Annotated in this window: 10 protein-coding genes and 1 pseudogene; 5 read left to right on the top strand and 6 right to left on the bottom strand. The window is 70.2% G+C overall.

All coding sequences use genetic code 11. The annotated features are described in order from the left end of the window. Positions 1–34: 34 nt before the first annotated feature. The 5 genes and pseudogenes from LXE91_RS30800 to LXE91_RS30785 form a co-directional block, all read right to left on the bottom strand. Positions 35–367: a hypothetical protein gene (locus tag LXE91_RS30800; RefSeq protein ID WP_039357398.1), complete on the bottom strand. Its 333-nt coding sequence runs from the start codon at positions 365–367 to the stop codon at positions 35–37. A 256-nt stretch (positions 368–623) separates the two neighbouring features. Continuing rightward, positions 624–2,107, bottom strand: a pseudogene (locus LXE91_RS43805) (c-type cytochrome); the annotation flags it as partial. 65 nt (positions 2,108–2,172) lie between these two features. After that, positions 2,173–3,036 (bottom strand): hypothetical protein, encoded by an 864-nt coding sequence (locus LXE91_RS43800; RefSeq protein WP_423191625.1) that lies wholly within the window; start codon positions 3,034–3,036, stop codon positions 2,173–2,175. Further along, entirely contained in the window at positions 3,026–3,529 is a 504-nt protein-coding gene (locus LXE91_RS30790) for a (2Fe-2S)-binding protein (protein WP_039370125.1), read from the bottom strand. The genes LXE91_RS43800 and LXE91_RS30790 overlap by 11 nt, the downstream gene beginning before the upstream one ends. Positions 3,530–3,671: 142 nt before the next feature. Next, complete coding sequence (locus tag LXE91_RS30785; protein ID WP_039370128.1) at positions 3,672–4,829, bottom strand: FAD-dependent monooxygenase; 1,158 nt, start codon at positions 4,827–4,829, stop codon at positions 3,672–3,674. Between the two features lie 298 nt (positions 4,830–5,127). Between LXE91_RS30785 and LXE91_RS30780 the strand changes: the two genes are divergently transcribed. The 5 genes from LXE91_RS30780 to LXE91_RS30760 all read left to right on the top strand — a co-directional run bounded on the left by LXE91_RS30780 (position 5,128) and on the right by LXE91_RS30760 (position 11,004). Then, positions 5,128–5,880: a maleate cis-trans isomerase family protein gene (locus LXE91_RS30780; RefSeq protein ID WP_039370131.1), complete on the top strand. Its 753-nt coding sequence runs from the start codon at positions 5,128–5,130 to the stop codon at positions 5,878–5,880. Positions 5,881–5,907: 27 nt separating this feature from the next. Continuing rightward, positions 5,908–6,738 carry an alpha/beta fold hydrolase gene (locus tag LXE91_RS30775; protein ID WP_039370135.1) on the top strand — a complete coding sequence of 277 codons (831 nt, stop codon included), beginning with the start codon at positions 5,908–5,910 and terminating at the stop codon, positions 6,736–6,738. 47 nt (positions 6,739–6,785) lie between these two features. After that, positions 6,786–7,826, top strand: coding sequence for a 2,5-dihydroxypyridine 5,6-dioxygenase NicX family protein (locus LXE91_RS30770; protein WP_039370136.1), 1,041 nt, complete (start codon positions 6,786–6,788; stop codon positions 7,824–7,826). Between the two features lie 19 nt (positions 7,827–7,845). After that, positions 7,846–8,499 (top strand): isochorismatase family protein, encoded by a 654-nt coding sequence (locus tag LXE91_RS30765; RefSeq protein ID WP_039370139.1) that lies wholly within the window; start codon positions 7,846–7,848, stop codon positions 8,497–8,499. A 219-nt stretch (positions 8,500–8,718) separates the two neighbouring features. Then, positions 8,719–11,004 carry a xanthine dehydrogenase family protein molybdopterin-binding subunit gene (locus tag LXE91_RS30760; protein ID WP_039370142.1) on the top strand — a complete coding sequence of 762 codons (2,286 nt, stop codon included), beginning with the start codon at positions 8,719–8,721 and terminating at the stop codon, positions 11,002–11,004. A gap of 63 nt (positions 11,005–11,067) precedes the next feature. On the opposite strand, the gene LXE91_RS30755 is transcribed toward LXE91_RS30760, so the two are convergent. Then, positions 11,068–11,514: a MarR family winged helix-turn-helix transcriptional regulator gene (locus tag LXE91_RS30755; protein ID WP_039370146.1), complete on the bottom strand. Its 447-nt coding sequence runs from the start codon at positions 11,512–11,514 to the stop codon at positions 11,068–11,070. Between the last annotated feature and the right edge of the window lie 328 nt (positions 11,515–11,842).

Genomic DNA, 11,842 nt, shown 5'->3' with positions numbered 1-11,842 from the left:
GCGGCAGAGGCGGTGCGTCAACGCCGCCGGTCGGTCAACCGCGCGGGTTCGACGCCGTCTCGAAGGTCGGATGGCACTCGAACGCGAGTTCCGAGCGAGCGCCGACACGGCTGCCGCTGGTCAGCGATTCCTGCTTCATGCTCGCGCGCATGCCGCGCTGCGTGCAGTAGTTGGTGGCCTCGTCGACGGCCTTCGTATGGGCATCGGCCCACGTCGTCGACACGCCGACCGTGCGCGTCGTCACGGTATACACGTTCGGGTTCGACGTCGCGGTCACGTCGGAAGCGGTCGAACACGCGGCGAGCAAGCATACGGCAGCCGCGACGGTCAACCATCGCAAGGTTCGAAAGGAAACTGGAGTGGACATGGGGGCAGGCGCGCGCCGTTCGACGCGCATTGAGCAACATAGGCGCCATTATGCCCGCTCGATCGCCGGAGATCATGCCCCTTTCGGTGAACACATTGTTTCGAATGGTTAAACGATGATGAAAATGGGGCAATATTTCCGCCCCATTCCGGGCCAGATCGCGCCAACGGGTAGTTTTGCCCGGTCGGCCCGCCTCCCGCCTCCCGCCTCCCGCCTCCCGCCTCCCGCCTCCCGCAGCCCGTTGCCTGGCGGCCGATCAGTGCGCGGCTGCCTGCCGGATCCTGGCCGACGCTTCCGCCAGGTTCCGCCACGCCGGCCGCCCCGGCGCGTAGCGCGCGCGGATATACGCTGCCAGCTCGGCCATCTGCCGGTCGTCGAATGCGTCGCCGAAGCCCGGCATGTAGCCGAGTTCGCCGGTCGCCGGCTGGTCGATCCCGTGATGCAGCACGCGCAGCAGGTTGTCCGGCGCGGCCTGGCTGACGCTCGTGTTGAGCCCCATCAGCGGACGTACGCCGAAATGCCCGACGCCGCCCGATTCCGCATGACAGACCGCACACGCGGCGTCGAACGCCCGGCGGCCGTTTTCGAGGCCGAGCGTCGCAACGGCTTCCGCGCCGCGCACCTGCCGGGCGGCCGCATCGGCGGCGGCCGCTGCGTCGACGGGCGGCGACAGCGACGCGAGATAGTGCGCGATCGCCCGGACGTCGGCCTCGGGCAGCGACGCGAGCCCCGCGACGACGGGCGCCATCGGCCCGGCTGCGACGCCATGCTGCGCAGAGAAGCCCGTGCGCAGGTAATCGAACAGCGCGCCCTCGGTCCACGGCACCGGCGAAGCCGGCGACCCGACGAGCGGCGGCGCGACCCAACCCTCGGCCTCGCCGCCCGACAGGTACGCCAAACCGCCCTTCTCCGCCCCCAGCGCGTTGCGCGGCGTATGGCACGCGCCGCAATGCCCGGCGCCGTCGACCAGATACTTGCCGCGATTCCACATCGCGGAGCGCGCCGGGTCCGGCGCGAACGGCCGCGCATCGTGAAACAGCCAGTTCCAGCCGGCGACGAGGCGCCGCTGGTCGAGCGGGAACGGCAGCTTCGTCTTCGGCGGCACATGTTTCACCGGCGGCTGCGACATCAGGTACGCATAGAGCGCGAGCAGGTCGGGCTCGCTCAGCTTCGCGAACGCCGTGTACGGGAACGCCGGGTACAGGTGCGTGCCGTCGCGCGAGATGCCTTCGCGCATCGCGCGTGCGAACGCCGGATACGACCACGTGCCGATGCCGGTTTCCGGATCAGGCGTGAGGTTCGTCGTATGGATCGTGCCGAACGGCGTATCGAGCGCGAGCCCGCCCGCGTTGGTCGCGCCGCCGGGCGCCGTGTGGCACACCGCGCAATCGCCGGCGAGGGCAACCGGGCGGCCGCGCTCGAGCGTCGCCGCGCTCCACATCGCGCCGTCCGCGCCGCCGGGCGCAACGGGTGCGATCGACGCGGGGCGAGCAGGATCGCGCAGGCGAGGCCGATCAGCCCGCCGACCACCGCGCCCACGCCGCCGCCGGCCAGCCAGCGGCGCCAGCGCGATGCGCGACGCGGGTCGCTGCGCCCCGCTTCGGCGGAATCGGCCGGCACCGGTTGCGCGAGCGCCGCGCGAATGCGCCCGGCGTCGAACGGCGGTGCGCGAAACCGCACGCCCGTCGCGTCGTACAGGGCGTTCGCGATCGCCGCCGCCGCGGGCGCCGCCGCCTGCTCGATCCGGCGCGCGTCGTGCACCGACAGCTCGCCGTGCGCGCGATGGGCCGTGCCGTCGAGCGCAATCAGTTCATGCGCGATCGCATCCGGCTGCGCCCCCGGCCGGTTTCGTCGGGCGCGGGCCGCGCGGACAGGCGCGCGCCCATTACGCGCGAAATCGCCGCCTCGATCTGCCATGCGGGCAAGCCGGCCATCGACGCGTCGCCCGGTGCGCCGGCACCCTGCCCGGCCACGACGCGCCGCACCGCGACGTCGCCCGTCGCGCGGTCGACATCGAGATCGACGACCCATGCGGACCAGCGCGCATCGCCGTCGCGCATCGCGTCGGCGGTCGACGGCGGGTTGCGGGAAGACGCTGCGGCACCATCGAAAGCGAAGCCGCGCCCGCTCAGGCGCGCATGGGCAGCCGGGCCGACCGCGGCCGGCGCGCCCCACGCAGCGCGCTCACTGACCATCCGGATAATCTCGCGCGGCCCGGCGTCCCGCGCCGCATCGAGATGCTGCAGGCGCAACGCAACCGGATCGCGCCGCAACGCGCCCGCGAGTTCGTCGACGAAGGATTCGCGCGCGAACACGTGCGCATGCCAGGGAATCGTGTGACCGGATTCGGCGAGTTCGATCGACGTCTGCGCGTGCCGGTAGACGAACGGCTCGGTCGGGCCGGTATCCGCACGTTCCGTCTTCGCACCGTGCGGCGCGGGACGATCGTCCGTGGTCGCCCGCGCGCGATAGCGCCAGGTCGTCATCCGCCCGTCGGACGCAGTCCGCGTTTCGACGTCGAGCGATACCTGCGCGTCCGCATGCGCATCGCCGATCGGCCAGGTGTAGCGCGCGTGGTGCGCACGCAATGCATCGGTGCCGACTTCATCGCGCGGCGCGGGGCCCGCCACGCGCTCCGGTGCAACGGGCAAGCCTGCGTCAGGCTTCATCGCCGCCTCGCAGATAGCGTGCCGCGCGATGCACGGCCCGGATGATCTCCAGGTGCGTGCCGCAGCGGCAAAGATTGAAGCGCAACGCATCGCGAATCGCCGCGTCGTCCGGTGCGGGATGGCGGTCGAGCAGCGCCTTCGTGCTCATGATCATCCCGTTCAGGCAATAGCCGCACTGCGCGGCCTGCTCGTCGATGAACGCGCGCTGGATCGGATGCGGCGCGTCGCGCGACCCGAGCCCTTCCAGCGTCGTGACGTCGCGCCCGCTCGCGGCGGCGGCCGGCACGACGCACGAACGCGTCGCCTGCCCGTCGACCAGCACCGTGCACGCGCCGCACTGCCCGAGCCCGCAGCCGTACTTTGGGCCGTTGAGCGCGCAGTCGTTGCGCAGGACCAGCAGCAGCGGCGCGTCGGGCGCGGCCTCGGCGAAGGTGTGCGGCGTGCCGTTCACGCGAAACGCCAGCGGCCGCGACGGAGAAGCGGGATGGGACATGAATGGATCCGGAATGCGGCGAGCGACCGGCAGCGGGCACTGCCGCCGGCGCGCCTGACATATAACACGCCGAAAACACGCGTACCGACGCAGCGGCGCACGCGACGGCGAAGCGCCGGACGGCGCGGGCACCGCGTACGCGTCAGGCCACGGCCGCGACGCTGTCGCGCGACGGCGAGACGAGCGGCACGTCGAACACGTCGTAGCCGAACACCCACGCCGGATCCTCGTTCGTGCGCAGCCACGTGTTGTTGTGCGACACGAGCTGCACCTTCGACGCGCGCGCCGCACGATTCGCCTCGTACAACGCGAATGCGCCCGCGTAGTCGCCGACGCCGACTTCATCGAGGCAGCGCGCGAGCATCGCGGCATCCTCGATCGCCATCGCCGCGCCCTGCGCCATGTGCGGCTTCATCGGATGGCACGCGTCGCCGAGCAGCACGAGGCGGCCGCGGCTCCACAACGGCAGCGGATCGCGTTCGAGCAGCGGCCACTTGGTGATCGACGGCGACACGTCGATCAGGTGCTGGATGTCGGCATGGAAACCCGCGAACGCCTCGCGCATTTCATCGCGGCTGCTGTCGACCATCGACACGCCCTCGGGCCATTCGGCCTGCGGCACGCCGGTCACGTAGTAATACTCGTCGCGCTTCTCGGTCACGTAGTAGACCATCATGTGGCGATCCTCCGACCACCACTTCACGCACATGTCGTACGGCTTGTTGCCGAGCAGCGACGCCGGGAACACCGCGCGGTGCGCGACGTAGCCCGTATAGCGCGGCGGTTCCGCGCCGAGCAGGTGCTCGCGGATCCGCGAATTCACGCCGTCCGCGCCGATCACGATGTCGGCCGTCTCGACGCTGCCGTCGGCGAACGTCAGGCGCACCGCGTCGCCGGTGTCCTCCACCGCTGCGAGCCGCTTGCCGAAGCGGATCGTGCCGGGCGTCACCGCCTGCGTCATCAATGCATGGAAATCACCGCGATGCACGGTCAGGTAGCGCGCGCCGTAGGCCTTGCGCGCGTAGTCGCCGAGCGGGATCTGCGCGAGTACGTCGGCCGTCTGCCAGTCGCGGCTGTACCAGAAATCCGGATGCGAACCCATCGTCTCCAGCGCGTCCTCGCAACCGATGCGCCGCATGATCTTCATCACGTTCGGGCCGAGGTGGATGCCCGCGCCGAGGCGCGAGAACGCCGGCGCCTGCTCGTACAGCGCGACGTCGTAGCCGCCGCGCTGAAGCAGCGCCGCGGCGGCCGTGCCGCCGAGACCGGCGCCGATGATTGCGATACGGGGTGTGCTCATGCGGATCTCCTGATCGTGGGCCCGTCGCCGAATGCGGCACGAGAACGGGCGGATTGAATGGCGTTTATGTAGCGTACACACTCAATTTATTCAGAACAAGAGGATTATTGCCGGCCATGCCGACATTCGGGAAAATACCAATAATTCATCGAATATACGCACCACAAAGCGGCCGACGCTCGATTGAGATCATTTTGATTCATTGCCATTTTCAAATGTACACACTAGACTTTGCTCGACATCCGGCGATCCCGCGCCAGCGTGCCGCCCACTCTTACCGACACGGAGCCTCCCCGTCATGAGCAAGACCTACCGCATCGGCCAGATCGTGCCGAGTTCCAACACGACGATGGAAACCGAGATTCCCGCGATGCTGCGGCTGCGCGAAACGATCCGCCCCGAGCGCTTCACGTACCACTCGAGCCGGATGCGGATGAAGAAGGTCGTCAAGGAAGAACTCGCGGCAATGGATGCCGAATCCGACCGCTGCGCGGTGGAACTGAGCGATGCACGCGTCGACGTGCTCGGCTACGCGTGCCTGGTCGCGATCATGGCGATGGGGCACGGCTACCACCGTGTGTCGCAGGCACGCCTGACGAAGCACACGGCGGACAACGGCGCGCAGGCGCCCGTGCTGACGAGTGCAGGCGCGCTCGTCGACGCACTGAAGGTGATCGGCGCGAAGCGGATCGTCGTCGTCGCGCCGTACATGCTGCCGCTGACCGAACTCGTGGTCGACTACATCCGCAACGAAGGCTTCGACGTGCTCGCGTACCGCGCGCTGGAGATCCCCGACAACCTCGACGTCGGCCGCCACGATCCGGCGCGCCTGCCCGACATCGTGAAGACGCTGCCTTACCAGGACGCCGATGCGATCGTGCTGTCCGCCTGCGTGCAGATGCCGTCGCTGCCGGCCGTCGCGAAGGTCGAGGCGATGACGGGCAAGCCCGTGATCACGGCCGCGATCGCGACGACCTACGCGATGCTGCGCGAGCTCGACCTCGAGCCGATCGTGCCCGGCGCCGGCGCGCTGCTGTCCGGCGCGTACTGAGCGCGGCCCTTTCGACGGAGTCCCTTCATGCCCTCGACTTTCCTGTATGGCGCGAACATCCGCGCGAACGGTATCCGCCAGCACTACCTGCGCTACGGCGGCGCGACCGGCGCACGCGCGTCGCGCCCGGCGATCGTGCTGATTCCCGGCATCACGAGCCCCGCGATCACGTGGGGTTTCGTCGGCGAAGTATTCGGCGCGGCGTTCGATACCTACGTGCTCGACGTGCGCGGCCGCGGGCTGTCCGACGCGTCGCCGTCGCTCGACTACAGCCTCGATGCGCAGGCCGACGACATCGCGGCGCTCGTCACCGCGCTCGGCCTGCCGCGCACCAGCCTCGTCGGCCATTCGATGGGCGCGCGGATCGCCGCGCGCGCCGCGCGCCGCGGCATCCACGGGCTCGAATCGGTCGTGCTCGTCGATCCGCCCGTGTCGGGCCCGAACCGCCGCGACTATCCGGGCAAGCTGCCGTGGTACATCGACTCGATGGCGCTCGCGCGCGCCGGCACCGACGCCGAAGGCATGCGCGCGTTCTGCCCGACCTGGACGGACGCCGAGCTGCAGTTGCGCGCCGAATGGCTGCATACCTGCGACGAGCGCGCGGTGCGCGCGTCGTACGAAGGCTTTCATGCCGACGATTTCCACGCGGACGCCGCGCAACTGGCCGTGCCGTCGCTGCTGATCACGGCCGAACGCGGCGACGTGGTGCGCGACGACGACGTCGCCGAACTGCAGCGCGCGACACCGTCGATGCGGCACGTGCGCGTGCCCGGCGCCGGCCACATGATTCCGTGGGACAACGCACCGGGCTTCTACGCGGCGTTCGGCGACTTCCTCGGCGCGCCGCTCGCAGCCTGATCGCGCGGCGCCCGCCCCTTTCCTTCACGCCTTTACCGGAGCCGACGATGCCAGTCAGCGATTCCCAACTGATCGACGCGTGGAAGCAAGTCCTCACGCTGTCGCGCCTCGAACCGGGCCAGACCGTCACGATCCTGACGAGCGCGGCCACTCATCCGCAGACGCTGTCGTGCGCGCTGATCGCGACGCAAGCGATGGGCGCGATCGTCAACCGCCTCGACCTGCCGCCGGTGAACGGCGACAAGGCGTTCAGCCGCGATCCGCTCGCGTATCTCGGCACGACGCCGCTGACCGGCAACAAGGCCGCGATCGCCGCGCTGCGCGAGAGCGACCTCGTGCTCGACCTGATGACGCTGCTGTTCTCGCCCGAGCAGCACGAGATCCTGAAGTCCGGCACGAAAATCCTGCTCGCGGTCGAGCCGCCCGAAGTGCTCGTGCGGATGGTGCCGACGCCGGCCGACCGCACGCGCGTGCTCGCCGCGGCGAAACGGATCGCCGCCGCCCGCGAGATGCGCGTGACCTCCGCGGCCGGCACCGCGCTCGTGTGCCCGCTCGGCGAGTTCCCGCCAACGGCCGAATACGGCTTCGTCGACGCGCCGGGCCGCTGGGACCACTGGCCGAGCGGCTTCGCGCTGACCTACCCGAACGACCGCACCGCGCGCGGCACGATCGTGATCGATCGCGGCGACATCCTGCTGCCGCAGAAGCACTACGTGCGCGAGCCGATCGCGCTGACGGTCGAAGCCGGCTATGCGACGCGCATCGAAGGCGGCGTCGACGCCGATCTGCTGCGCGACTACATGGAGACCTTCGCCGACCCGGAAGGCTATGCGATCTCGCATATCGGCTGGGGGTTGCAGCCGCGTGCGCGCTGGTCGACGCTCGGGCTGTACGACCGCGAGGCGACGATCGGGATGGACGCGCGCGCGTTCGAGGGCAACTTCCTGTTCTCGCTCGGCCCGAACAACGAAGGCGGCGGCAACCGCACGACCACCTGCCACATCGACATCCCGCTGCGCCGCTGCACGGTCGAACTCGACGGCGCGACCGTCGTGCGCGACGGCCGCGTGACCGACCAACCCGCCTGACCGACGAGCGACCGACATCATGAACGACCTTTCCCGCCACGCCGAAGCGAACGTCTACCGCCAGCAGGGTTTCGGCACGCCGTTGCCGCCGCACGGCAACATCGGCCTGCTGATCGTCGATTTCGTGGTCGGCTTCGCCGATCCCGCGACGTTCGGCGGCGGCAACATCGCGCCGGCAATCGCGCGCACGACGCACGCACTCGCGCTGGCGCGCGAACGCGGCTGGCCCGTCGCGCACAGCCGCATCGTGTATGCGGACGACGGCAGCGACGACAACGTGTTCTCGCTGAAGGTGCCCGGCATGGCGACGCTGACCGAGCACCACCCGAACAGCGCGATCGTGCCCGAACTCACGCCCGCGCCGGGCGAACTCGTCGTGCGCAAGACCGTGCCGTCGGCGTTCTTCGGCACGCAGCTGGCGCCGTGGCTCGCGCAGCGCGCGGTGCAGACGCTGCTCGTCGCGGGCGCCGTGACGAGCGGCTGCGTGCGCGCGAGCGTCGTCGACGCGATGTCGCACGGGTTCCGCCCGCTCGTGCTCGCGGACTGTGTCGGCGATCGCGCGATCGCGCCGCACGACGCGAACCTGTTCGACATGCAGCAGAAATACGCGGCGGTGATGCCGCTCGACGATGCGATCGCGGCAATCGACGCGGTGCAGGCACGCGCACGCTGAATCGTCGCGGCGGGCCGGCGGCATGACTGGCGGGCGCCCGCCCGTGCGATTGACGCTGCGCTTTTGGCGGCCTAGATTGGGAACGCGCGCGCTCGCGACGGTCACCGTCATGGCGCTCGGCGCACACCGCGAACGGGACGCCCGGGCCGCCGGCCGCCTCACTCCGCGTACGCCGCATCCGGCCGCGCGCCGCCTCTCCCTCGACAGGACCCTTCATCCGTGAATCGCTCCGACCTGATCGCGCGCAACGGCTGTCTTACCGTGATCCGGCCGCCCGCGCCGCCCGTCAAGCCGGCGCCCGGCCAGCCGGGCAGCCTGTCGTCCTACGTGCCGGCGCTGCCGGAAGTGTTCGTCGCGATCCTCGACGACGGCCGCATCCTCGCGTTCAACGGCCACGTCGATCTCGGCACCGGCATCCGCACGTCGCTCGCGCAGATCGTCGCCGAGGAACTCGATGTACCGGCCGCGCGCGTGACGATGGTGCTCGGCGACACGGCCGCGACACCGAACCAGGGCCCGACCATCGCGAGCGCGACGATCCAGATTTCCGCGACGCCGCTGCGCTGTGCGGCCGCGCAGGCGCGCCATGCGCTGCTGGCGCTTGCCGCCGAGCGGTTCAATGTCGACGCGGCGCAACTGCAGATCGACGACGCGACGATCTCGGCGAACGGGCAAACGGCCACGTTCGCCACGCTCGTCGCCGCACGCCGGATCGCGCTGACGCTGGACCTGAACACCCGCACGAAAGATCCCGCCCTATACCGGATCGTCGGCAGGTCGTCGCCGCGCGTCGACCTGCCCGCGAAGGCAACCGGCCAGCTCACGTTCGTGCACGACATGCGCGTGCCGGGCATGCTGCACGGCCGTGTCGTGCGGCCGCCCTATGCGGGGCATGACAGCGGTTCGTTCGTCGGTGATTCCCTGATCGACGTCGATCGCGCATCGGTGGCCGACGTGCCGGGGCTCGTGGCCGTCGTTGCCATCGGCGATTTCGTCGGCGTGGTGGCCGAGCGCGAGGAACACGCGATCCGCGCGGCGCGCCAGCTGCGCGTGACATGGCGGCCGCTCCCCGCGCTGCCGCCGCTCGACGAACCGGCTGCCGCGATCGCCGCCGCGCCGGCCAAACGCCGCGTGCTGCTCGACGAAGGCGACGTCGATGCGGCGCGCGCGCAGCCCGACACGATCACGCTGTCGCGCACCTATGCGTGGCCGTTCCAGATGCACGGCTCGATCGGCCCGTCATGCGCGCTCGCCGACTATCGCGAACCGGGCAACGGCCGGATCACCGTGTGGTCCGGCACGCAGAATCCCGTGTCGCTGCGCCATGACCTCGCGACGCTCGTTGCGCGCGACGAAGCCGATTTCGACGTGGTGCGGATGGAAGCGGCCGGCTGCTACGGCCGCAATGGCGCGGACGACGTATGCGGCGACGCGCTGCTGCTGTCGCGCGCGGTCGGCCGCCCGGTGCGCGTGCAGCTGTCGCGCGCGGACGAACATCTGTGGGAACCGAAAGGCGCGGGCCAGTCGATGCAGGTGAGCGGCACCGTCACGCGCGACGGCCGCCTGCTCGGCTACGACTTCACGACGCGCTACCCGTCGAACGACGCGCCGCTGCTCGCGGCGCTGCTGACCGGCACGATCGCGCCCGAGCCGCGCGTGTTCGAGATGGGCGACCGCACGGCCGTGTCGCCGTACGCGAGCCCGCATCGCCGCTTCGTCTGCGAGGATCTCGCGCCGCTGGTGCGCGCATCGTGGCTGCGCGGCGTGTCGGCGCTGCCGAACTCGTTCGCGCACGATGCATTCGTCGACGAATGCGCGGCGCTGACCGGCGTCGACCCGCTCGCGTTCCGGCTGCGCCACCTGCGGGACACGCGCGCGACCGAACTGCTGCAGGCCGTGGCCGACCGCGCGGGCTGGACGCCGCGCGTGCCAGGCGCGCCGCATGATCCCGCTACGTCGCGGCTCGTGCGCGGCCGCGGGATCGCCTATGCACGCTACGTGCACAGCCGCTTCCCCGGCTTCGGCGCGGCGTGGTCGGCATGGATCGTCGACCTGAGCGTCGATCGCGTGTCGGGCGAGATCCGCATCGAACGCGTCACGGTCGGCCAGGATACGGGCACGATGATCAACCCCGATGGCGTGCGCCACCAGATCCACGGCAACGTGATCCAGGTATTGAGCCGCACGCTGAAGGAGCGCGTGCGCTTCGCCGACGGCAAGGTCGCGTCGCGCGAATGGGCGAGCTATCCGATCCTGACCTTCGCGGAAGTGCCGGACGTCGACGTCGTGCTGATGCCGAGGCAAGGCGAGCCGCCGCTCGGCGCGGGAGAATCGGCGTCGGTGCCGGGCCCGGCCGCCGTCGCGAACGCGTTGTTCGATGCGACCGGTGTGCGGTTCTACGCGCCGCCGTTTACGCCGGAGACGGTCCGGGCGGCGTTACGCGACGCAGGCCGGTTGATGAAGGCCGATGGCGGTGGCGTGCAGGTGGCAACCGGCACGGCTTAGAAGTCGCGGGCTGCGTCGCGGGGGCCAGGCGGAGCGGCTCCCCCTCCCCGCGAGCGACGCGCATCACGCGTCGCCTTCCTCTTCCATCATCTTGCGCAGCAGGAACTGCAGCGCGACCCGCTCGCCCGGATTGAGCGCGCCATACGTGCGCTCCGTCACCTGCCGCGCGAACGGCACCGTGCGGTCGATCAGCGCGAGGCCGGTCGCGGTTGCGCGCACGATCAGCTTGCGGCCGTCGTTCGGATCGGGCAGCACCTCGATCAGCGCGCGCGCCTTCAGCCGGTCGACCACGCCGCGAATCGTCGCCTGGTCGATCGCGGTCGCCTTGACGATGTCGTTCAGCGAGCACCCCTGGCGCTCCTTGACCGCACACAGCGTGACGAACTGCGCGGCCGTGAGATCCGAATCGGGGATCGCCTCCTGGAAGATCGACACGTGCCGCTGATACGCGCGGCGCAGCAGGTGCCCGACCTGGTCGTGAAAGTCGTAGGAATCCTTGGAAGACGCCATGAAAGTGCAGGCCCGCGCCACGTGTAATGGAAAGGCAAGCAGTGTACACCCTCAATTCGACCCGGCCCTCAGCCGGGTTGCCGCTTCATTGCGGTGCATCAGGATTCGCGGCCGCCGGCGCGCAGCGCGCCTGACGATCGCCCGACGGCTGCGCATTGCCGGCCGCGAATGCCGCCGAGACGGCGAGCCATGCGCGTTCGACCTGCTGCCGCGCACGTGCTTGCGCACATCGGCGGACTTTCGTGCACACACTTTACTTTTAAGCGCATACGCACGAATTTTGTGCATGCGACCTCGTCTCGCCGCCCGCTTTCAACGTGCATACGAA

Source organism: Burkholderia contaminans, from assembly GCF_029633825.1.
GTDB lineage: Bacteria > Pseudomonadota > Gammaproteobacteria > Burkholderiales > Burkholderiaceae > Burkholderia > Burkholderia contaminans.
Note: the sequence above shows the minus strand (reverse complement) of the source record. Positions and strands in the feature narration are given on the sequence as shown.